Source organism: Pseudoalteromonas sp. SCSIO 43210 (assembly GCF_054133285.1).
Genome location: NZ_CP087225.1, coordinates 4,405,820 through 4,428,494, shown reverse-complemented (window position 1 = coordinate 4,428,494; position 22,675 = coordinate 4,405,820). Strand labels below are relative to the sequence as shown.

Genomic DNA, 22,675 nt, shown 5'->3' with positions numbered 1-22,675 from the left:
TATGGCGTATCTAAGTGAAACAAATATACAAACGCTGAAAGCCCAATTATTGCGTTATGAGGGGTTATCATTAAAACCATATAGATGTACCGAAGGAAAATTAACGATCGGTATTGGCCGTAACTTAGAAGATAAAGGTTTGTCATTGGATGAGGTAGATTACCTATTAAACAATGACATTAATAATGTTATAGCACAGGTTGCAGTGCATATTCGCGTTTTCAAATTATTGAATGAAACTAAAAAGATTATTTTGCTAGATATGGCGTTTAATCTTGGGGTTGCAGGGCTATGTAAGTTTAAAAATATGCTCAGGGCACTGGAAGATAAAAATTACCCTTTAGCAGCGGCTGAAATGCTTGACTCTAGATGGGCTAAGCAGGTTGGAGTGAGAGCTGATGAGCTGGCACAAAAAATGGCTCTAGGAGAGTGATATGAGTGCCATTATACCTCAATTACAAGTGCCTCATTCAGAGCAAGAGCGGCGAGTTGCTTATCATCTCTATCAGTTTGGTAGTGCGCTAAAAGCACAAGATGAACATCTAAGTGATACTGTTAAAGAGCTACATGAGCAGTTAAATAAACTAATTTTTATGCCACGGTTTAACCATCTTACTGATTTATTTTCGTTGTCTCATTCTGAAACTAAGTTGCTAGCACTTGTTTATATTCAAGTTCAAGATCCAGACGTAATAGCCCCATTTTTAGGATTAAGTTGGTTTGAGCAAGGGCCAACATTGAGTTTAGATAAGTTAGTAACATTAGTGGACGAATCTTTAAATAAATACAACACCATAGCAGAATTTGGCCCTAAATCAGCATTGTTTAAATGGGGGTTAATATACCTAACAAATGAGAGTATAGGTTTACAAAGCGCAGTGAATATTGCCCCTTATTTACATGAATTTTTGCAATGTGGTACTACAAGCTGTGATTACCTTAGTTTCTTTACTTTAGTAGACACGGCGCAGGACCCAGTATTTGATAGTTGTTTTAGTTTACCAGAAGAGGTTGCAGCTCAATCATTACTTATTATCGACAGTGAAAATGATGAAATAACCGCCTGGTATACTCAGCAGTTGGCATTACGGTGCGATACCACGTTGGCACACTATGTAGCAGAGCCAAACAATGGTTTCAACATATCTCATTTAGCGCATGAATTTGCCTGCTTACAGCTCATAGCTCAAACGCAACCAGTATTATTGTATTGGCCCGAAATTGGTAGCTTGTTACAGCACAACTTAATTCAATTAAATACTCTAGTTGAGCAATGTACAAAATTGGCGTTAATAACAACAACAGCTAGCCCCTTGTTTGACGAGGTATTTACGCAATCATTAAAAATTAAAGTACAAGTACCAAATTTGTCACAATTAAAAGAGGCTTGGTTGTCGTTATGTAATAGCGAGCAACATACGCATTTAGATAAAGCCCAAGCTCAGCAGTTGGTGGCTAAATATCCCGTAGCGTTACCTCATATGAAGCAGCTAGCAAACAATGCTAAGGCAGATAAAAGTGATGAACAAGATTACTGGGAAACATTGCAAGCGCTGTGTTTTTCAGCGCAAAGTCAACACTGCGATGAACTAGCTAAATTGTGTCAAGCGCGCTTTACCCTCGACGACATGATATTGAATGACAAAATTACGGTGCAATTGCAGGAGTTAATCGCCAGAATTAATTTTGAAGCTTCATTACAACAGCGTCTACCTAGTTTTAATCAAGGATGTAAAGCGCTATTTTGGGGTAAACCAGGCACTGGTAAATCTATGGCCGCAGAAGCCATTGCAGGTGAATTGCAACTACCACTGTACATAGTTAATTTGGCCAATATTGCCAGTAAATGGATAGGTGAAACTGAAAAGCACTTAGCTAAGCTATTTGATTCAGCTCAGAAATATAATGCGGTACTCATGTTTGACGAAGCAGATGCGATTTTTGCAAAACGCAGCGAGGTAGAGTCAAGCCATGATAAAAACGCCAATATGGGCGTAAGTTACCTACTTCAGCGTATGGAACACTACACGGGCTTGTTGTTACTAAGTACTAACTTTAAAAGTAACCTTGATGAGGCATTTTTACGTCGCTTTCAAGGGGTAATTGAGTTTACTTTACCTGATAAACAGCAGCGCGTTGATATTTGGCAGCGTAATTTAAGCACCAATGCAGATAGTGATTTATGCCAAGGCATTGGCCAACTTGCAGCATTGTTTGAGCTCAGTGCTGCGCAAATAATCAATATCTGCGAAATGGCATTGTTGCAAAGTTTGATCGCTGACAAAAAGTTGATTAGTCGAGCCGAGATTGCCAATGCATTACATAGAGAACTCTCAAAACAACATGCCGGCTTTATGACCCAGCAATCTTTATCAACGTGGTTAACGGGAGGGCACAATGGACGCAACCTTAATTTATAAAGTACAACAGGCACTTGATTCGTTTATTAAAGACAAAGTTTTATCGCTCAATAATAACGATGATGTAGTAGATACTTCTATTGTATTGAGCTTTCAAGCGCCAGATAATGAATTTACTACTGGTTTAGGCAGCGACCCCGCAATAAATTGTTATTTAGTTGGTATAACTGAAGATATTCAGCGTCGTCAAAGTGAGCCACCTCGTACGCAAATAAATTTTACGCAAACTCACCGTACACGATTCATTGAGCCTAAATTTGTGTCATTGACTTATATGCTAACCGTTTGGAGTAAAAACCCACAGCAAAGCGCTGCGATAGAGCATTTGATCATGGGCTATTTAATTGCAGGTATAGGACGGTACGATTTTCTACCTGAAGAGTTACTACTCGCACAACAAATTGATATATCACCTTATGGTATCCGCAGCCAAATATTCGGTAATGAGTACAGTGAAAAAGTAACAGGGCAAGTATGGCAGGCACTCGGGAGTACGCCTAAAGCAACCATTCTCTATACGCTCTCTTTGCCTATGCCAGTATTTGAGCCAGTACAACTGCCAATAGTAAAAGAAATTAATAAACTCTTAGATAACAAAGCTTAATTTAACCTCAATTATTTTACCTAACAGATCCCATAATTTAATCGGCAGTTGTTGAGCATTCAGCTCAGCGGCTGAAATCATCATTTATTTATTAGATTACAGAGGAATATTATGAGTACTTCAGAACTCAATGAACGATTAAAAAGCTACTTTCAGCGTGGTGATATCCCTACTCAACAAGAATTTGGGGATCTAATTGATACGGCAACAAGCAGTATCAATAATGATCGTTTACCAGAGCAGATAGATTTAACTCAAATTGGAGAAAATTCATCGCTTAAAGTGAAAGAGGTTATAGCTAATGGCGCACAAATCACGAATATTGCCAACAATCATTTACCGTCGAAAATAGATTTAACGCAGAGTGGGTTGGTCACCGATTCAAGTGTAAAAGCGGGTGAATTAATTGGTGATGGCGCACAAATCACGAATATTGCCAACAATCATTTACCGCCTCAAATAGATTTAACGCAGAGTGGATTGGTCACCGATTCAAGTGTAAAAGCGGATGAATTAATTGGTGATGGGGCAAAAATAAGCAATATAGCCAACAATCATTTACCGCCTCAAATAGATTTAACGCAGAGTGGATTGGTCACCGATTCAAGTGTAAAAGCAGGTGAATTTATTGGTGATGGGGCAAAAATAAGCAATATTGCCAACAATCATTTACCGCCTCAAATAGATTTAACGCAGAGTGGATTGGTCATCGATTCAAGTGTAAAAGCGGGTGAATTAATTGGTGATGGCGCACAAATCACGAATATTGCCAACAATCATTTACCGCCTCAAATAGATTTAACGCAGAGTGGCTTAGTCACTGATTCAAGTGTAAAAGCAGGTGAATTTATTGGTGATGGGTCAGGCCTTATAAACTTACCTCAGATTGATCTCCCTTCGCAAATTGACTTAACCCAAGCGGGAACGGTGACGGATTCAAGCATAAAAGCAGGTGAATTTATTGGTGATGGATCTGGCCTTATAAACTTACCTCAGATTGATCTCCCTTCGCAAATTGACTTAACCCAAGCGGGAACGGTGACGGATTCGCGCATTGAAGCAGGTGAATTTATTGGTGATGGATCTGGCCTTATAAACTTACCTCAGATTGATCTCCCTTCGCAAATTGACTTAACCCAAGCGGGAACGGTGACGGATTCGCGCATTGAAGCAGGTGAATTTATTGGTGATGGATCTGGCCTTATAAACTTACCTCAGATTGATCTCCCTTCGCAAATTGACTTAACCCAAGCGGGAACGATGACGGATTCGCGCATTGAAGCAGGTGAATTTATTGGTGATGGATCTGGCCTTATAAACTTACCTCAGATTGATCTCCCTTCGCAAGTTGACTTAACCCAAGCGGGAACGGTGACGGATTCGCGCATTGAAGCAGGTGAATTTATTGGTGATGGGGCTAGGTTATCTAATATTCAAACTACTAGTTTACCCATTGCAACGTTTGCAGATATTCAAATGGGTGATACAAGCAAGCTGACTACCGCACAACACGGTGGCTGGTTAAATCAAAAAGTAGAAGCGCTTACATGCCCCAATTTGTTGCCGCTGCTGATTGCATGTGTTGAGACAACACAAAACATCGATATTGATAACGTTCCTAGTGAAATTGATGGTTATATGCTTGTTGATGGTGATTTGGTGTTATTGAACGCCCAAACGAATAAGAGTGAAAACCGCATATGGCAAGTAAATGAACTATCAAGCTCATTTTCTTTACAGTCTGTAGTCCGCTATGAACCTGTTGACATGGTTCACGGCGATGCGGTGATCATAACTCAAGGTGACATTTATAAAGATCAAGCATTTATGCTTAGGGCTATTTACGATAATGATGCTGATTTTGAGTATCAATGGAAAATGACAGCCAGTTTAGTGACTGTTGGTGATGGGCTTATACAGAGTAAAAACCGCTTCAGTGTAAATTTCGCTTCAGCTAATGATCTCGCTAATGGCAGAGTTGATAAGGTTATTGATAGTGCTTTATTAAAGCAAAACTTAACTTCGCTTGGGCAACAGCTTCAAAACCAAATGCTTAATATTAACCCTCAAGTACACACTACTGACTTTACTATTGACGCAAATTCCATTCATTTTTTAGATCTTACAGATGACACTACATTGACAGCTATAATTGATGAAAAAGTCACCTATTTTAGGGTGCAGGACTTTAGTGGAACTTGGGGGACAAACAGCCAAGTTATTCTTAAATTTGCAGATAACTCCAGCCTTACAATATTGCTCAACAGCTCACATGCTTATTATGATTTATACAAAGTAAATGACATTTTTTATTCCTATGACTCAACTGGCAAATTCTTTCTCTAAGGCAACCAGTTATTAATTTAGTCATCAATTCAAACACCCCCTCCCTCTAAAAGGAAAACCCTATGAATAATTTTGTAAACGTGATCCAAAAACTTGAAGAACTGAGTGCTCGTGATAGTAATAAAGCTAGAAGCCTAAACTTATTAAATAGTGTTATTTATCAGGTTCGTGCTGATATGAACCAATATTTAGGTATGCAAACAACTGACTTACACAGGGTAGAAGATATTGCAGATGTGCTTGGCTATGCTGGTCGTGTAGTCGCCGCTAGTGATGACTTTCCAGTGACCCCGGTTGAGCCTGCCATGTTTGGCGCAACAGAGTTTTACACGGGGGATTACTTTTTGGTTAAAAATGGTTCTGATCGCGGTATTTATCCAATCACCATTTTTGATGATGGGGCTGGTTTTAAAACGTACGACCTAGACCCTGCTTTAAAACGATATTTAGGCGATGTTGCCGTTGTTGTACTTAAATTAGTTGAAAATGATTTAGTACAAAAACACAGTATATTCAACCTCTCCAACGATATATGGCAAGAGCGTGTAATTGCGTAATCACGTAATTATACGGTACAACTAAGCCATGTTTACGACCTTTCGAGAAAAGCTAAAACACTACTTCATTACAGGTGCAAAACCAACCCAGGCGCAGTTTGCCGAGTTTTTAGATGCAGCGTTTATTCAAAGTGATGATGGCATTACGAAGAAGTCATCTGCAGCGGGGCAAGTACTGACCTTTTTACTGCAAGAACACCATCATAACAATGCAGTTTTTCAACAAAGTGTGTGTATTCAAGGCGATTTAATTGTAGAGGGGCAGCTACTCGGTGCCCCTTCATCAAGCGCCACAACACCAACCAGCCGAGTTTATGAAACATCAAACTACAGTGCGGCTAACGCAAATACCCAACAAGTTAGCGTGCCAATTGGCTGTATTTTACTCTACTGCGGCGCACAAATCCCCGACGGCTTTTTAGCCTGCGATGGCCTAAACGGTACTCCTAGTTTGGCACCGTTGGTGGATAACCCCATTCAACCGATTCGTTACATTATTAAAATGCATTAATGCTGCTTTTTATTCATTGACATCTTATATACGGCAGCTTCATTTAACCTATTATTATACCTTGGAATTTTTATGTACCAGTCACTTAGTCAAAAGCAGCAAGAACACGACACGCTCCCCGTACAACGCCAAGCAATAAGCCGAGAAACGCGTTTAAAAGACAACGTAGGCAGCATGATGGGCGTCGATTTAAGCCACGTTGCTGTGCATACCAACTCATCCAAGCCCGCGCAACTTAATGCCCACGCCTATGCCCAAGGCAGAGAAGTACACATCAGCCCGGGGCAAGACCGCCATTTAGGGCATGAGCTTGCTCACATTGGCCAGCAAATGCAAGGTCGCGTACAAGCCACTACCCAGTTTGCAGGGCAAGCGGTGAATGATGATCCAAAATTAGAACATGAAGCCGATGTGATAGGGGCAAGAGCAGAGAGTATGTGACTAAGTTAGAGCGTCATGTCGAATTGACAAGCTTTGTTTTAAGTTAAGTGTTATGAAGCAAGTGACTTGACCCCTTATCTCTCTCAAGTGTTATGAAGCAAGTGACTTGACCCCTTATCTCTCTCAGCTACCAGCCTAAGAAAAATTTTTTATCGAGCATTACAGAGTTCAAAAATCCACAAAAAAGCATCGCTGCATACTTTGCGGCATTCGTTCGCTACACACCTATTAGAAAGAGGTACTGACTTGAGATATATCCAAGCATTGCTAGGGCATTCTAGCTCTAAAACGACCGAGATTTATACGCACATAACCACGAAAGGTTTTGAGGGGATAAGTTCACCGCTGGATGAGATTGACGGGTTGTGAATAGATGACCAAAAGAGTGGCGCTTTAACAGCCCATGCGGGTATTAAAGAGCCACCGCTAATGGGAAGTAGATGAAGTTTAAAAAAGTGGACTTTTAACAGCCAAAATAGGTGTTAAAAGTCCAGAAATGATAATGAGATAGTCAGAATAAACGCCACATCCACCACTGTGTGGTGTATCTGGGATTGTTATAGGCAACTAAAAACAGCCTATAACAGTAAATAAAGCCAATTTAAAAAGGGTTGAGATATGTATGCACAATTAGAGAAGCCAAAAGAAAATAAAAGTCGAGTAGTTACAAATTCGGTTGTTCAGAAAAAAACTGCTTTATTACAACTAAAAAAATTTACAGATGAAGCAAATACGATCAGTTCTTATGCTCGGGCAATGATACCGAACTCAGGTAATCGTACTAAAGAAGTGATTGCTTCAAATGGCAAATCTTATGCAGGCGTGGCACTGATTCATTATTTAATTGATAAAGATCATGCTGGAAGCTGGGAGAATCGCACTAATTTAGCCAAACGCGCAACATTAGCAGTTGACATAAAGGCTGCTAATTGCAATCAATTTGCTGCACTCGCTTACAGTGAAGCACTGAGAACTACTAAAGCCGATAATGTGAGTTTAGAATATGATGCACACCATGCTTATGCTGTTGCCTATGATAATGAAGATAAAGCAAAACCTGAGGAACAAACAATTATTGATCCATGGGTAAAAACAACGGGTTTACGCAAAGATCTCCAAACATATTATAAGGGAAGGGAAGGGCATCAAAAAGCAACGACTAAAGCCGATTCTGGAAATTGGTATTATTCACAATACACCGAAGAATTACTTAAGAAGTATGGTCGTTCAGTTGATGATGAGATATACAATGATACAGCTAAATATGGTTTTGATTTGGCAAAGGAAAAAGAAAAAGAAGGAGCTGCTTCATTTTAAATTATGTAAATAGCACGCCATTTTTGGGCTGTAGTGAAAAAACGATTTATTTTAAGTTAAAATGTTTAAAGAAAGCAAAAAAAGGGGTCAAATCACTTGCTTCATGACATGAGTCGACTACCTTCAAAGGAGTATTATTAAAACAAGTAGTTCACAATGCCAAGGCCACAACGAATTGAGTACGAACATGCTTTTTATCATGTTATGAACCGTGGGCGCGGACGGCAAAATACCTTTCACGACGAATTATACTTTCAAGCCTTTTTAACCACATTGGGTGAGGCACAAGCGCGCTTTGATTGCGTTATTCATGCGTATTGCCTTATGACGAACCACTATCATTTGTTGATTGAAACACCCAAAGCGAATTTAGGCCATGTTATGCGCCATATTAATGGGGTTTATACTCAGCGATATAATAAGTTGAAGCATACCGATGGGCCATTATTTCGCGGGAGGTATAAGGCGATATTGGTCGAAAAAGATGAGTATCTGCTGCAATTAAGCCGCTATATCCATCGTAATCCTATTGATATGACTATGCCGCTGGTGGATGACTTAGCGCACTATTCTTGGTCGAGCTACCCAGCTTATATCGGGAAAGTAAAACCACCAGAATGGCTTACGCGCGACTTTACTTATCAAATACTGGGTCATCGTCACAAGTTTAAGCAGTACAAAGCTTATGTATTACGAGGTAGCAGTGATGAACTCACTGACTTTTACGACAAAGGTAATATTGCATCGGTTTTGGGCAGTGATGGTTTTAAACGTTGGTTGAAAAACACTCAGCTTATAAATAGCCCCGAACCTGAGGTTTTACAGCAACTAAAACCGAATATCACAATGAATGAGGTGGTTATGGCGGTTGCTGATTATTATGCTTGCCCGCTATCTAAAATTACCAGTGTGCTTAAAGGGCCAAGCAAAGGATTTGAAGGACGTAAAGTTGCCATGTATTTTTGCCAAGAGGTTTTGGCTGAAAAGTTAAGTAATATTGCAGAGTATTTTAACCTTGGTCATAGTGGCTCTGTGAGTTTTATTACTCATCAAATAAGAAAAAAGCGCAGAGAGGATAAGCAATTTTCAAAACAATTAGATGCTATTTTTGACAGTATTATGAAGCAAGCGATTTGACCCCTTAAACTTCCTCTGACCCCTTAAATTTCCTACATGATTGTACTTTCATTTATTGTGATAATGTTGGATTTCACATTTTTACTTTTCACGCGTCTGTTCAGGTATGCAATTTATTTTATTTGAGTAAGGGATGGTTATGCCGCTTGTATGTGTGGATGGTGCTGCGATTAAAATTACAGTTAATGGCGCCCAGCAGCTAGTAAAAACCAGTGATAAAATTCCAACTGCGACTAAAAACAAATTCTCACAAGGTAAAAAAGCAGTGCTCACTGAGGATGATGTAAAACAGTGGTTGCAAAAATTTCAGTCAAACTACGATAACGCTGCTTTTAAGGGCGGTATTGCGATGGGTAAAGTCATTTCTGGTAAGCCAAATTTAACGGTTAAAGGTAAGTCTAAAACAGCGCTAGTCACCAAAGACACGCAAATAATGGCGCTACTACAAATTTCAAAACCAGCGCAAAGTCCACAAGGTGTACCCGATCCCGTACCTATGATCAATATTACTATTGAGTTTACTGATGCAGGGCAGACAAAGCTTACAGTTGTTTAGTTCGTGGAGTGTTATTACTCTTCATCAGTAAAAAAGCATATTTAATTTAAAGCAGGAGAATAAATGATGGGACTGTTATCGGTTTTATTTTCTTCCAAAGCACAAGAGCCTATTAACGCAATCGGCTCAATACTAGATGAGTTATTTACTAGTGATGAAGAAACGCTAAATTTAGATATTCTCAAACAACGTGTAGCGCAGCAACCTAATTTAGTTCAAGCAAAAATTAATCAAGTGCAAGCATCTCACCGTAGTTTATTTGTGGCGGGTGCCCGGCCTTTTTTAATGTGGGTGTGCGGCCTTGGCTTTTTATTTGCCTTTGTTATTAATCCTATATTGCAGTGGTTGTTGCCAGAGATTGGTACTCCACAATTACCACTCGACGTCATGATGGAGCTTACTTTGGCCATGTTGGGGTTAGCGGGCTTACGAACCGTTGAAAAACTCAAAGGTGTTTCTCGCTAGCTATAAAATAATGCATTACAAAATTATATTTCAATTAGTTTTCACATTTCTTATCGAACAACGTCTTCTGAACACAATATAAATAAACTTGTTATTAGGGCTGTTTACCTTTCGAGGTTGAATTTACAGCGGTATGTTTGGTTTGTAGGCAACGCAGCGCAGCGCCTATGCTGCGTTATTCCCTATAAATAGGCGATAACGCAGTATAAAAAACCAAACATGTGTAGCCCTTTGGGTTCGCCCTAGGGGCGATTTACTCTTTGTTGCTTGGTTTCAATTTATTGTTACATGGATGTAAGCCAGTAGGGTAACGCAAGATCAGTTACCGAGCCCACTAGGTTATAAACCTCGCAACGTGATTAATCGTCCCTAGATAGAACAAGCTGTAATCTTAAAAGGTTAACAGGCCTTAACGTGACAGATGAAGCTGGTTGTGAGGTAACTCAAATTTTCTTCTAAGTAAGTTTCAATTATTTTGCCATCAGTTGTGACTGATGAGGCGGAGCCGTGGGTTAACCCATAAAGTCTTTTGAGTACTAAGTAGGATCCGCCAGGCGTTTATCCATTTTATTTGGTGGGTAGGCATTGATAAAAGGCTTGCTTGGTGCTCAATCCCTAATTCTTGCCATTTCGGCGTTTAAGAATGCGTTCTATTAACTAAAGGAAATACTATGTCTCAATATAAAACCCCTGACGTCTACGTTAGAGAAAAATCAATTCTACCGCCGTCAGTCGCAGAGGTGGCAACGGCAATTCCAGCATTTATTGGTCATACCACTCAACTTAATGAAGCCGGTGATGCTGCCAACTTTTTAAACATGCCTGTGCGTATTACTAGCATGGTGCAGTTTGAAGCAAACTTTGGTGGCCCATACAAAGAGAGCTTTACGCTAATGCCTAGCTCTAAAGGTTATGATATTACCAATGTAGCGGCTGTTGCTGATGATCTTGCAAAACTAGAAGGTGCTAAGTTCTTTCTTCATCAAGCAGTTAGTCACTTTTTTGCTAATGGTGGTGGGGCGTGTTATGTCGTTTCTATTGGTATGGCAGGTACACTTGCGTCAAAAGAGTCTTATAGCGCTGGCATTGACCTTTTAAATAAGGTTGATGAAGTAACACTTATTTCATCTCCAGAAGCAATTGGTTTAGACGAAGTTGGCCACTACGAGGTGCAAAATAAGGCGCTTAAACATGCAGAAAAACGCATGGACCGTTTTGCATTAGTTGATGTGCAAATGCAAGAAACGCCTGCTGGGACTACTGCAATTGTTCATGACTCTGAACGTTTGCGCGCCAAAGTAACGCAGGGTTTAAAATATGGTGCATCTTACTACCCATATTTAAAGACGACTATCGCACGCAGTTACGATGAAGCAAACGTGACTGTTAAGGTGGTAGAAGATGAAACAGCAGACCCTATAACTTACAAAGATGTGATGCTATCTGTACTAGGTAATGATGACAGTACAAATACAGATTATAACGCGCAAATTTATAATCAAGCTAAGGCGGCGTTAGCAAAAAGTTATCTCGTATTGCCTCCGTCACCTGCCGTTGCGGGTATTATCGCTAAAACCGACAAAGAACGCGGAGTATGGAAAGCACCTGCTAACGTAGCTTTATCGCAAGTGCTTGCGCCAACGCTTGCTATTGATAGCACTGAGCAAGAGAGCCTTAACGTTGATGCCATTTCTGGTAAATCAATCAACGCGATTCGTACCTTTGTTGGTAAAGGGACTTTGGTTTGGGGTGCACGTACTCTTGCTGGTAATGACAATGAGTGGCGCTATGTATCGGTTCGCCGTTTATTTAACTTAGTGGAAGAGTCAATTCAAAAAGCCACACAGTTTGCGGTGTTTGAGCCAAACACGCCTTTCACTTGGTTAAAGCTCAAAACCATGATTGAAAGTTACCTTGAGAATTTATGGCGTCAAGGTGCTTTCTTTGGTGAGACCCCAGATCAAGCCTTCTTTGTAAACGTAGGCCTTGGCCAAACCATGACCGAAGACGACATCAATAATGGTGTAATGAATATAGAAATTGGTTTAGCTGCGGTACGCCCTGCTGAGTTTATTGTATTAACCTTCTCACATAAGAGCTTAGAAGGCTAACGAACCCGACCAAGGTTGGTTGGGGGTCATATTTATACGTTTTATGTTTTCTCAATCAGCCTTTTTAATTTACTTATTTACCTAAGTTTTATTGTAACTTGGGCACTAAAATTATTATTTTTTGGAGTTTTTTATGGCTACTACAGCAGCAGACATTGCAGCAGAATACCCGATCCCGGTATATCGATTTGTCGTTAGTTTTGGTGAGGAGAGCATTCCGTTTTCTGAAGTGTCGGGCTTAGACATTGGTGTTGAAACCATTACTTACAAAGATGGTTACGGCAAAAAGCACATGCCTGGGCAATCAACCGATGTGAATATCACACTTAAACGAGGTTTAGTGCGTCAAAAGAGTCAGTTTTATGATTGGATTTCATCAATTAGCTTAAATTTGGTTGATAAAAAAGACATTACTATTTCACTCACTAACGAAGACCGTTCACAGCCATTGGTTACTTGGAAGGTGATTAATGCTTTTCCTAAAAAGCTTACAGCGCCAAGTATTAATGGTGGCTCAAACGAAGCCAGTGTGGAGTCGTTAGAAATGATGGCCGATGATATTAAGATCGAATTCCACTAATTTTATTCTCCTTGTCTTGGGCACGTTAGTGCCCTTTTTGGACATTACTATGATTCAAGAACTAACAACACCTATGGTGGGATACCGCTTTGCTGCGCTAATTACATCAGCGGCTATACCGAATCCGATAGATATTTTTTTTAAGGAAATCAGTGGCCTAAAAGTTAATCGCAACATTGAGTATGACGGTAATCGAGCAACGGTAGGCAGTAATAAACAATCGCGCACCTTAACTTTGAAACGTGGTGTACTGCGCACTGGTAGCACCTTGGAATTAACAAACTTTATTAGTTTACCGCAGTGGAATCAGTTTGCGGTTCGCAACGATATTTTGATCACTTTACTTAGCGATAACAACCTACCCACAAAAGCATGGCTAGTCACTCGCGCATTTATGGAAAGTTGGGAGTGGGACAGTCTAGATGCAACGCGTAACGATGTACTCATTGAGTCTATTACGTTTAGCTATCAAAACTTGGTGACAGTGCCAATTCCTTTTACTTAACACATTAAAGACAAGGTGATGCTAATGGAAATTCAATGTGATGCGATTCATGTTAAAGCTCGTTTATCTGGACAAAGTGAACCTGATGGCGATAGGCCGCAATCACAAAGTACTAGCACAGGCGAAAATACTGGGACTATTAATAACCAAGTTGAACAAATCGAAAAATCTTTAAAACGCTACATAGACAAGCAGTTTCAGCAATTTACTAAACAAAAAAGGCCATAAAAATGATAGGTATTGGCGCAAATGCGGCTGGGTCACCGCTATGTAAAGTGACCTTTTATAGTAAAATAGAGCGTGGCTCTGGTAACCAGCTGGCTGAGATGACACTTGCGTATGATGCAAAATCGTTGCAAACCAGCTATTCCAACAGTATTCAAAAATCACAAACGATAGGCGCCGAAAGCGGCGCAAGCCAATATCAAAAGTCTTCGCCTTCAAAGCTATCGGTGACCTTTTTGCTAGATGACACCATTATTGATTTACCCACCGAATTACTAGCAAAGTTGCAAGGGAACATAGAAACAGAAAAAAACATCCAAACTTTGTTGAAGTATGGCACCGCAGTTCAGAGTGAAACACACGAACCCACTTATGTGACAGTCCAACCATTGAATATGGTACTTAATCATGGCCCAAGTGGGACATTTGATGGCATGTTATGCACCACTAAAGTGGAAACTGAACTGGTAGATAACAAAGGACGCCGTTTAAAAGCCAAAGTTCATTGTTGTGTGGTGGAGTGTTTATCTGAAAAAGAAATGAAACTTAAATCAGGTAAAAGTTCTCCCGACTTAACTCATGTTATCCAACATAAGGCGGGCAGTTCGGTGCTTGTGCAAAGTGCAAAAATATACGGCAACCAACAGTTTGTACATCAGGTGGCGATGGTTAATCGTCTACCTTCTATTCGTAGCGCTGAGGTGGGTACGCAAATCATTTATCCGCCGTTGGAGCGTTAGTATGGATTTGCGATATACCATTGCCGTAGAGGGCAACAAAATCAGTGATAAATTTGCCTTGCGAGAAGCAACTGTAAAAAACGGCGTTAATCAAATTGCGCATCTGAGTTTAGTAATTGACGACGGTGATATGGCCAAAGAAACCTTTGCTAAAACTGATGAAGGGCTATTCACTATGGGTAAAGCGATAGAGCTAAAAGCCGGCTTTGGTGATGGCGAACAAAGTGTACTATTTAGCGGTGTTATTACTGCTCAAGGTATAGGCTTTGAACGGCAACCATTTATGCATATTGAAGCTCGAGCCGATACAATTAAGCTGTGTCAAAGTGCCATGAGTAAACTCTATGATGAAAAAGCCAAAGACGGCGATATTCTCAGTGATTTACTCACTACATACGGTGCAACGCCTGGCACTATAGCGGCCAGTAAAATTGAACATCACCAATTTTTAGTGGTGGATGAACAGCCATGGGCGGTGTTTATGCGCCGAGTGCTGTGCAATGGTTTTGCATTTTTTAACGATGGCAAAAATCACGTTGTTGATTTGGCAAAACACACTCCCACTGCGCATGAATTTAACGTGGCAATGGATGGCTGTGTTGATTTCGCTTTGCACTGTGATGTGAGTTCGCATCTTAAAAAACTGCAATACAGTAGTTGGGATATAAAAGAACAAAAACTCTACGACAATGCTGATCCAGTCATGCCGGCTGCTAAGTTTAAAACTCACAGTGATGCAGATACGGCGATGGCTTTACCTGATACTTTACGCCTATCACAAGCACCTATTGAAAAATTAGAGTTGGCGGCTAAAGCCGGTGCTGAGCAATATTATCGATTACTCGATATGTACCAAGGGCATGTACGTATAGATATGTCTGCGCAAAAAGCGCTTACTAAAGTCAAGCATTTAGATGCACTGACACTCTCTGGAGTGGGAAAGGAATATAGTGGTGATTATGTGGTGGGTGAAATTCATCACCATTTGTCGAGTGATGGCTGGTTTAGTGAATTCATACTGGGTGTTCCTTTAACGCTAAGTATTTGGTCAGACTATGCTAAACCAAGTTATACCCCAATATTGATAGGGAAAGTAGCTGCATTTAAAGCCGATGCACAAGCATTACACCGTATCCCAGTTTTATTACCCAGTGCCAGTGGTGAAAAACCACTTTGGGCACGGTTAGCCAGTCCTTTCTCAGGAGCTGAAGAGGGGTTGTTTCTGCCCCCAGACATAGATACAGAAGTAATGGTTGGATTTATTGGGGGCGATAGTCGTTACCCTGTGATTTTAGGTGCATGTCATAACCCCAAAGCAAAGCCACCATTTGAATATGATGATAAAAATGAGCAGCGCGGATTGTTTTTTAAAGAGCAAGCATTAGCGTTGCAATTCACCTTAAAAGAGCCGCTACTTACACTACAAAGTAGCGCCGATCACACCATCACTTTTGACGCTAAAGAAGGCTTAAAACTAACCCAAAAAGATATGACGTCTTTGGTTGCAGGGGAGTCATTAATGATTGAAAGCAAAGATAAGTCTACCTTAGAGGTGGCAAAAGCCATTAATTTTAAAACTTCAGATAGCATCACACTAGAAGGCAAAGGTGTGGATGTAAAATAACCTCAAATTAAGGCTAAAAGGAGCAGCAATGTTAAATCAAGCTTTTCTAGGAACTGGCTGGAGCTTTCCCGTGCAGTTTAGCAACCCCGCCACAGGGCCTGGTATGGATAGCGGTGAAACCTTACTTAAACAAGCGATTCATTTGACTTTAAATACCTTAGTCGGAGAGCGGCCTTTGTCGCCCAATATGGGTTCTGGTCTTTCGAGTTATTCATTTGCTGATGCGAATGAACAGAGTTTATCGCAACTAAGACAAGAAATTGCCACCGTGTTACTTAATCATGAACCTCGTATTACTCTGCAAACCATCGAATTTGATAGCAGCGAATTGTACGACGGCGTGCTGTTAATTCAGCTTAACTACGTGATACGGCAAACCAACAGCCGTAGCAACATGGTGTTTCCATTCTACTTGACTGAGCAGTCAGTTTAGCCACTATCAAAGTACGTTCTGTCATCTTTGTGAGCACGCTTTATTTTATTGCATTTTAATTAAATCTATTACTTATCAAGGTACTATCATGACTTTGAAGTCTAACAACAACCTCACCGTTGCGACGCTTAATACAGTTAACCCAAGTGAAGTGGGACGAAGTCAACTAGGGCGGCATATTAAAGCGTTATCTCGTTCTTTTTTTGACATAGAGCCGCGTACTGTAGACGCTTGGTTGAAGTACTTATCTGTGCTGGCCAAACAAGTAAACTATATCGATGAGCGTGTATTATCAGCTAATGGCACATGGGAAAACCTACTACCCGAGCCAGAAAAGCTTGCGGGTCTTGCGCAGCTACTTGAACATGGTAACGCGGATGAACATATTAAACAGTTAGCCAGTCGTCCTGATATGGCGTTATTACTCACCTTTATAGATTTATTACAACACAGTAATGCTCAGTTTAATCAATTTGTAGCGCGGCATTTAGATCATTTTTATGGCGAAGTGTTGCGCTTTGAGCCGTTATCAGAAAGCGCAGACAGTGCGCATTTAGTAATGTCGTTGAATAATGTTGATATGCTGACTTTACCTGCGGGAACACAATTTGATGGTGGTAAAGATGCAGAGGGAGCCCCTCTTATTTACAGTACTGATGAAGTAGTGACTATTAGCAAAGCGCAAGTGGATTATGTTGCTACTGTTAATAAAATCAAGTCTTCAGACCGAATCAGTTTAAATCAGCAAGTATTACTTGATAATGAGCAGAGTATATTACTTGAGCAAAGCGAGCCTACTTTTGGGCAAAAGCTAGCTGAACAAGTGTCATCAAGTGTTGAGGTTGGCTTTAAAATTGCCTCACAAGATTTATTTTTAAGTGGCGGTGAACGTATCGTCAGCTTAGGTTTTGGAGAACAAGCACTGTTACAAAATTGGTTAACTTGGTTTGACTTCTATATTTCAACCAGTGAAGGGATAAAAGAAATCGATGCAGCTCAATTGAGCGTTGTTGAACAGCATCTGCAATTAACATTCAATAGTTTGTTTCCTGCCATAACACCATTAGAAGATACGCCTATTGGCGAAGATAAAGCCCTGCCTTTTATTGCTTTGGTACTTAAAAATGATTATTACTATCTGCTCTATAGTGATGATTCGAGTGTATTTACGCGCTTTAATAGTTTCACAATCTCACAAATGAGTTTAACTACACAAGTGAGCGGTCTAGGTGGCGTGGTTGCGAATAATGGCGAGATAGATTTAGATACCTCAAAGCCATTTGAGCCGTTTGGTCTGACGCCAAGGTTGGCGTCTAAAGTTCATTTTACTCACCCCGAACTGGTTATCAAAAATATCACTCATGCTAATGTCGAGTTTGCATGGTTAGATAGACCCGATAATTTTGATAATTATTATCGTGCCTACAGTTATTATTACAGTGCACAGCATAGTCTAGATGAACGCTATTTTGATAGCAGCGCCTCATGTGGTATTGATCAACCTTGTGAAGGCATTGAATTGTTGGTGGAAACACTGTTTTCAAGTGATTGCCACTGCTTAACTTGGCCACACACTGTGGTGAATATTTCTCGCTCAGATGCGAGAAGTGATGCGCAAACGCATCTTGAGTTGTTTTATAATGAAGATTCGGGCGCGTTGCCTGAAGTAAAAAATAATATCGCTATTAACACACTAACCTTTGTGTATAACGATAATAATGCATTGCGTGACTATCAGTTATTACCTCTTGATGAGCCAACAGCTAGTAAATGGCCTAAGTATTATACCTTAGAGTTATCAGAGCAAGATTTTGCCCACAAAGATTATACCAAAGTGATTGAGCTATTTGCTTATAAGAATGCTAATTCAAATAACCCTGTATTAGTGAATGCACCTTACACCCCAACTCTTGATAGCTTAACTTTACACTATGAGAGTGAAAGTATTACTTCATCAGCGCTGACAGTGGGTAATCCTATTTTTTTAGAGCATATAACTCCTGTAGGGCGACCAATTGAGCAATTAAACAAGCAAAGCCTATTGTCTTTACTGCCCAGAATAGAAAAATTTGGTTATTTGTATATAGCGCTTAGCCAAGTCAATACGCCAGGGCAAGTGCGTATGTACTATCAGGTTGACCCCGTTGATGGTTATAACATGGGTGATAACCCGTTATTTGTATGGGAGTACTTTAACGCAGGTACTTGGCATCGTTTCAAGCGTGAAGAATCACAAGGTCAAGCGGGTGAGGGACGCATCCTCAGAGACAGCACTTATGATCTACTCGATTCGGGGTTAGTGGTATTTTATTTACCTGAACTGACACAAGACGGTTCATTTAATCACGATGGTAAGCTTTGGCTACGCGCCACGGTAGATCATAGTCAAACTGAAGTGCCGAGTAGCTTCGTTAATGCTTTTCCTATTTACTCCAAACTCAAAGGGGTGTTTGCGCAAGGTATGAAGGTGACTCTAACCAGCCAAGGTAATGACGCCTCTCATTTTGATCAACCATTACCCAGTGAGTCTATTAGTAAGTTGCTATTACCCAACCCTAACGTTGATAAAGTATTGCAGCCTTTTGCTTCTTTTGATGCCAAAGTAGCAGAAAAAACAGTGCAATTTGACCGTCGGGTGAGTGAACGATTACATCATCGACAGCGCTTATTAAGCGGGTGGGATTATGAGCACTTCGTTTTACAAACTTTCCCGCAGTTGCATTCGGTACGTCCTGTGGTTAATGCATCTGGTTTATCGCTTGTAGTTGTACCGCTTAATTATGATGTTACGGTGTTGCAGCCCAAGGTGCCGCGTTATCTTAAGCGACAAGTTAGGGAGCAGGTAAATGCGTTGTCTGTACCAAACTTAACAATTGAAATAGATGATCCAAATTATGTTGAAGTACAGCTGGAATTGATCGTAAAAATTGATCCATTATACGATATTCAAAGCACTGTTATTGACCTGAACGAGATGGTAGTAGATTCACTAACACCATGGAATAAATTAGATAAACCGCTTGAGCGTACTATTTATTTAGCATCAATAGCACAAGTGCTAGAAACCCACCCTGCAGTGGATATGATTCAAGTGATCCGTGCCACTAAAAAAGGTCAAACTGAGAAACAATACAGCGTAATTAGCGCCGATAATGCACATGATATTTTAGTGCCTGCTCGCAATCACAAAATAGCCCTCGCTAATACCTTAGGCGATGTATTTGAAGGTATTGGCAAATGGGAAATTGAACTGGATTTTGTTGTTCAATAAGCCCGTATTCCCCCACTAAATTAATTATTAAACGGCCGCTTACAAAATAATTGAAATTAATTTTCACAGTTTTTGGATGCGTGCGTCTTGTAGTTATTCATATGACTAATTCAGGAATGTTATGGACAATCAAGTTCTGCAGATCTTAAATATTGCGCCCAGAAATACGGGGCAAGATTTAGAGGCACTGCGTCAGCAAGGCATAGCTAGAATACAACAATTCGCGCCCAATACCTGGACCGATCACAACCGTTTTGATCCTGGTGTAACGGTACTAGAAGTGTTGGTGTATGTGCTGTCTGATCTCAGTTATAAGTTGGACTATCCAATTCCGGAGCTATTAGCGCAACCACATAGTGGGGGGAGTGTTAAATTTTACGAGCCCGAGCAAGTGTTATTTAGTCACTGCGTGACAGAAGATGACTATCGACGCCTTATTTTAGATTTACTAGAAGTTAAAAATGTACATGTTATATCGCGTCAAACCGAAGACTCAAATGCCACTGTTTTAGATTTTAATGTGCTGTTGTACTCAACTAATGACGACAAAAAAACAAATGTAACACAGCTGATTAGTCGTGTATTTAGCCAAGCTCGATGCGTGAACCATAGACTAGGTGATATTACATTTTATGACGTCAGTAAAGTGACAATAGGCATGACCTTGTCATTACAACATGTTGATAATTTAGTGGCTTTATTAACGGATTTGTATACGTTAATCGGTCGGGAGATCTCCCCTGATATCCCTAAGTATTCTGCGCAGCAGTTATTACAACTTGGCATGAGTACTGGGCAAATCTATCAAGGACCCAAATTACATCATGGCTTTGTACTAGATGAAGACTTACATAAGTCATCTTATAGCGTGCGCTTGTTTAGCTCAGACATTTTAAGTGTATTACATGGGTATGAAAACATAGAGCGCGTTAACGCGTTTCGGTTTTTAGCCGATCAGAATAATGCGGATGGGAACTACAATGCTCAAGATGGTTATGAGTTTTGGCAAATTCAATTTGGTAGCGATGATAACGAGAAAATCGTTAACATTGCGCAATTAGGCTTTGATGAAGATAATTTTTTTAATGGCTTAAATTTACTGATTGATGGTCAGTCATATCAGCTAACCGAACAAGAAAAAACCCTGATACGCCAAGGTTTGCAGGTGCTTAATCAAGCTCCTCAAGTTACTCAGTCAGTCATGTTACCTAAATTTGAGCAAGCAGGGCATTTAGGATTAAGTGACTATCGTTCATTACAGAATGAACTTCCACAAGTGTATGCTGTTGCAGAGCACACCTTAAATGAAGCTATTGATAGTACTGAAAAGGCTCGATTACTACAGTTTAAAGGGTATTTACATCTGTTTGATCAAATACTGGCAGATCAGCATAAACAACTTGATGTTTTACCCGATATTCTCTCGCTTCCAAAGCCGCAATCATTTGAAAGTTTGGGTAAGTTACTCGATTGTATGTTGGCTAGTGAGTCGTTAAATGCTCAACAGGTCGACGTATTTTGGCAGCATGCTTGCACTTTACCGCATTCGCAATTAAGTCAGGCGCTAGAAGAAATAAGTGGAATTGAGCATTTGTTAGATACTCAATCGCTTAATTACAGGCAGCGGGGCATGCAACACAGCCTTGAGAGTGACTTTTCTATTGCACAATTGACACGATTAAATCAAAGCGTAGACCATTTACTAGCGCGATTTGCTGAACGTCCTGTTGATAGTAATTTATTAAAATACAAAGCGGTATTTGCGCTTTATGCACCAAGCTTAAAAGATGAACGAGATCCTAACCCTGATGAATCATTGCTTGAGCGTTTGGTATTGTTGCGTCAGTACATAGATAAATGCCGCTTGCTAAGTGAGATTGGTGATTTAGGGCAGAATCGTTGTCGTGGTTTTGATTATCTTTCTAAAACTTTACAGTATCAGCATTGCAGTTCTATGGCTAAGGGTATTATGCGCCGCCTTGGTATGTCGCACCCTGGTCAAATGCCATTGGCCACCCATAACCGAGAAAGCTTTTACTTGGTTGAAGGGAGTTTACTTACAACGCCAGCACTGAGCGATACTTTACATGTCATTTTACCTGATTGGACAACTCGTTTTGCCACAGCAGAATTTCAGGATTTTGTACAACGTACGATCCGTGAATACACGCCGTTGCATATGCCTGTGCAATGTCTATGGCTAGACAGAGAAACGATGAGTTTATTTGAACGCTTATATTATGGTTGGTTGAATTATTTTGCGCAAACTCAACGTACTCGTTTTAGTGAGCAAAATGACACTCTGCTAAATATTACAGAGCAACTTAGCCAGCTACTAAGTTCTTTTTTAATTGAACCCAAAAGTACTGATGACAAAGGCCACACACATTGGCTGCTTGCAGATTTAATACTCACGTATCAAGCACTGCAGCATGGTAATTGGAATGCAATAAAAGCCACCATAGTGGAGCTACTCAATACCTACGATAGTGAACATTCAAATACTGATTTTATTATCACAGGGCAAAACGCTGATCAAATACATGATTCGGTTAATGAGAATATCCTAAGCCACGATGCGAACTTTCCCGATGGATTTGATGCCGATACTATTTTTTATCTAACAGCACAGCATCACATTGATGAAATCTGTCGCCCTAGTCTACAAGAGCATGCATCCCGTCAGCAGCGGCTCGCCATTAGCTATACGCCTTTGGCTTATTTAAAGCCACTTTTTCCTGTGTCTATTTCTGCTATTAATCCAATTTCGCCAGAGAAGTACCAATTTATCGTTGCTAACAGCACGCCAAATCGAATTTAATTAAGGAACAC

20 protein-coding genes and 1 pseudogene are annotated in these 22,675 nt (G+C 40.3%); all 21 read left to right on the top strand.

From position 1 onward, the window contains the following. Position 1: 1 nt before the first annotated feature. Positions 2 to 433, top strand: a complete 432-nt coding sequence (locus tag LOS73_RS19245; protein WP_007378997.1) for a glycoside hydrolase family protein — start codon at positions 2 to 4, stop codon at positions 431 to 433. Position 434: 1 nt separating this feature from the next. Next, on the top strand, positions 435 to 2,420 hold the full coding sequence (locus tag LOS73_RS19240) for an ATP-binding protein (RefSeq protein WP_457934156.1): 1,986 nt from the start codon (positions 435 to 437) through the stop codon (positions 2,418 to 2,420). Further along, on the top strand, positions 2,398 to 3,024 hold the full coding sequence (locus LOS73_RS19235) for a Pvc16 family protein (protein ID WP_007378999.1): 627 nt from the start codon (positions 2,398 to 2,400) through the stop codon (positions 3,022 to 3,024). Before LOS73_RS19240 ends, LOS73_RS19235 begins: the two co-directional genes overlap by 23 nt. A 111-nt stretch (positions 3,025 to 3,135) precedes the next feature. Further along, the gene (locus tag LOS73_RS19230; RefSeq protein WP_457934155.1) at positions 3,136 to 5,370 is read left to right on the top strand and encodes a hypothetical protein; all 2,235 of its coding nucleotides are present in this window, start codon (positions 3,136 to 3,138) and stop codon (positions 5,368 to 5,370) included. A gap of 62 nt (positions 5,371 to 5,432) precedes the next feature. Then, positions 5,433 to 5,927, top strand: a complete 495-nt coding sequence (locus LOS73_RS19225) for a hypothetical protein (protein WP_033028850.1) — start codon at positions 5,433 to 5,435, stop codon at positions 5,925 to 5,927. Positions 5,928 to 5,955: 28 nt separating this feature from the next. After that, positions 5,956 to 6,438 (top strand): hypothetical protein, encoded by a 483-nt coding sequence (locus LOS73_RS19220; protein WP_007377706.1) that lies wholly within the window; start codon positions 5,956 to 5,958, stop codon positions 6,436 to 6,438. Between the two features lie 72 nt (positions 6,439 to 6,510). Further along, positions 6,511 to 6,879, top strand: coding sequence for an eCIS core domain-containing protein (locus LOS73_RS19215; RefSeq protein WP_033028851.1), 369 nt, complete (start codon positions 6,511 to 6,513; stop codon positions 6,877 to 6,879). A 132-nt stretch (positions 6,880 to 7,011) separates the two neighbouring features. Next, a pseudogene (locus tag LOS73_RS19210) lies at positions 7,012 to 7,248 on the top strand (tyrosine-type recombinase/integrase); the annotation flags it as partial. 249 nt (positions 7,249 to 7,497) lie between these two features. Beyond that, positions 7,498 to 8,196, top strand: a complete 699-nt coding sequence (locus LOS73_RS19205) for a hypothetical protein (RefSeq protein ID WP_033028852.1) — start codon at positions 7,498 to 7,500, stop codon at positions 8,194 to 8,196. 156 nt (positions 8,197 to 8,352) lie between these two features. Then, complete coding sequence (locus LOS73_RS19200) at positions 8,353 to 9,333, top strand: transposase (protein WP_457934154.1); 981 nt, start codon at positions 8,353 to 8,355, stop codon at positions 9,331 to 9,333. Between the two features lie 139 nt (positions 9,334 to 9,472). Further along, entirely contained in the window at positions 9,473 to 9,889 is a 417-nt protein-coding gene (locus tag LOS73_RS19195) for a hypothetical protein (RefSeq protein WP_007377702.1), read from the top strand. 63 nt (positions 9,890 to 9,952) lie between these two features. Beyond that, a complete protein-coding gene (locus LOS73_RS19190; protein ID WP_007377701.1) occupies positions 9,953 to 10,354 on the top strand; it encodes a 3TM-type holin in 402 nt (133 codons plus the stop codon). Between the two features lie 671 nt (positions 10,355 to 11,025). Continuing rightward, positions 11,026 to 12,465: a phage tail sheath family protein gene (locus LOS73_RS19185; protein WP_007377700.1), complete on the top strand. Its 1,440-nt coding sequence runs from the start codon at positions 11,026 to 11,028 to the stop codon at positions 12,463 to 12,465. 133 nt (positions 12,466 to 12,598) lie between these two features. Continuing rightward, the gene (locus tag LOS73_RS19180; RefSeq protein ID WP_007377699.1) at positions 12,599 to 13,045 is read left to right on the top strand and encodes a phage tail protein; all 447 of its coding nucleotides are present in this window, start codon (positions 12,599 to 12,601) and stop codon (positions 13,043 to 13,045) included. Positions 13,046 to 13,094: 49 nt separating this feature from the next. Continuing rightward, positions 13,095 to 13,550, top strand: a complete 456-nt coding sequence (locus LOS73_RS19175) for a phage tail protein (protein ID WP_008136322.1) — start codon at positions 13,095 to 13,097, stop codon at positions 13,548 to 13,550. Positions 13,551 to 13,574: 24 nt separating this feature from the next. After that, complete coding sequence (locus LOS73_RS19170) at positions 13,575 to 13,778, top strand: hypothetical protein (RefSeq protein WP_007377697.1); 204 nt, start codon at positions 13,575 to 13,577, stop codon at positions 13,776 to 13,778. A 2-nt stretch (positions 13,779 to 13,780) separates the two neighbouring features. Continuing rightward, on the top strand, positions 13,781 to 14,515 hold the full coding sequence (locus LOS73_RS19165) for a CIS tube protein (protein ID WP_007377696.1): 735 nt from the start codon (positions 13,781 to 13,783) through the stop codon (positions 14,513 to 14,515). A 1-nt stretch (position 14,516) separates the two neighbouring features. After that, entirely contained in the window at positions 14,517 to 16,139 is a 1,623-nt protein-coding gene (locus LOS73_RS19160; RefSeq protein ID WP_008136320.1) for a phage baseplate assembly protein V, read from the top strand. A gap of 70 nt (positions 16,140 to 16,209) precedes the next feature. Beyond that, positions 16,210 to 16,572, top strand: coding sequence for a GPW/gp25 family protein (locus tag LOS73_RS19155; RefSeq protein WP_237113683.1), 363 nt, complete (start codon positions 16,210 to 16,212; stop codon positions 16,570 to 16,572). Between the two features lie 88 nt (positions 16,573 to 16,660). Then, positions 16,661 to 19,843, top strand: coding sequence for a hypothetical protein (locus LOS73_RS19150; RefSeq protein WP_007377693.1), 3,183 nt, complete (start codon positions 16,661 to 16,663; stop codon positions 19,841 to 19,843). A 121-nt stretch (positions 19,844 to 19,964) separates the two neighbouring features. Beyond that, positions 19,965 to 22,664: a hypothetical protein gene (locus LOS73_RS19145; RefSeq protein ID WP_033028854.1), complete on the top strand. Its 2,700-nt coding sequence runs from the start codon at positions 19,965 to 19,967 to the stop codon at positions 22,662 to 22,664. Positions 22,665 to 22,675 lie beyond the last annotated feature (11 nt).

Coding starts and splice junctions, on each gene's coding strand:
- LOS73_RS19195 (WP_007377702.1), top strand. CDS start 9,473: ATGCCGCTTGTATGTGTGGATGGTGCTGCGATTAAAATTACAGTTAAT.
- LOS73_RS19205 (WP_033028852.1), top strand. CDS start 7,498: ATGTATGCACAATTAGAGAAGCCAAAAGAAAATAAAAGTCGAGTAGTT.
- LOS73_RS19215 (WP_033028851.1), top strand. CDS start 6,511: ATGTACCAGTCACTTAGTCAAAAGCAGCAAGAACACGACACGCTCCCC.
- LOS73_RS19230 (WP_457934155.1), top strand. CDS start 3,136: ATGAGTACTTCAGAACTCAATGAACGATTAAAAAGCTACTTTCAGCGT.
- LOS73_RS19180 (WP_007377699.1), top strand. CDS start 12,599: ATGGCTACTACAGCAGCAGACATTGCAGCAGAATACCCGATCCCGGTA.
- LOS73_RS19150 (WP_007377693.1), top strand. CDS start 16,661: ATGACTTTGAAGTCTAACAACAACCTCACCGTTGCGACGCTTAATACA.
- LOS73_RS19170 (WP_007377697.1), top strand. CDS start 13,575: ATGGAAATTCAATGTGATGCGATTCATGTTAAAGCTCGTTTATCTGGA.
- LOS73_RS19145 (WP_033028854.1), top strand. CDS start 19,965: ATGGACAATCAAGTTCTGCAGATCTTAAATATTGCGCCCAGAAATACG.
- LOS73_RS19175 (WP_008136322.1), top strand. CDS start 13,095: ATGATTCAAGAACTAACAACACCTATGGTGGGATACCGCTTTGCTGCG.
- LOS73_RS19190 (WP_007377701.1), top strand. CDS start 9,953: ATGATGGGACTGTTATCGGTTTTATTTTCTTCCAAAGCACAAGAGCCT.
- LOS73_RS19220 (WP_007377706.1), top strand. CDS start 5,956: ATGTTTACGACCTTTCGAGAAAAGCTAAAACACTACTTCATTACAGGT.
- LOS73_RS19240 (WP_457934156.1), top strand. CDS start 435: ATGAGTGCCATTATACCTCAATTACAAGTGCCTCATTCAGAGCAAGAG.
- LOS73_RS19225 (WP_033028850.1), top strand. CDS start 5,433: ATGAATAATTTTGTAAACGTGATCCAAAAACTTGAAGAACTGAGTGCT.
- LOS73_RS19160 (WP_008136320.1), top strand. CDS start 14,517: ATGGATTTGCGATATACCATTGCCGTAGAGGGCAACAAAATCAGTGAT.
- LOS73_RS19245 (WP_007378997.1), top strand. CDS start 2: ATGGCGTATCTAAGTGAAACAAATATACAAACGCTGAAAGCCCAATTA.
- LOS73_RS19185 (WP_007377700.1), top strand. CDS start 11,026: ATGTCTCAATATAAAACCCCTGACGTCTACGTTAGAGAAAAATCAATT.
- LOS73_RS19200 (WP_457934154.1), top strand. CDS start 8,353: ATGCCAAGGCCACAACGAATTGAGTACGAACATGCTTTTTATCATGTT.
- LOS73_RS19165 (WP_007377696.1), top strand. CDS start 13,781: ATGATAGGTATTGGCGCAAATGCGGCTGGGTCACCGCTATGTAAAGTG.
- LOS73_RS19235 (WP_007378999.1), top strand. CDS start 2,398: ATGGACGCAACCTTAATTTATAAAGTACAACAGGCACTTGATTCGTTT.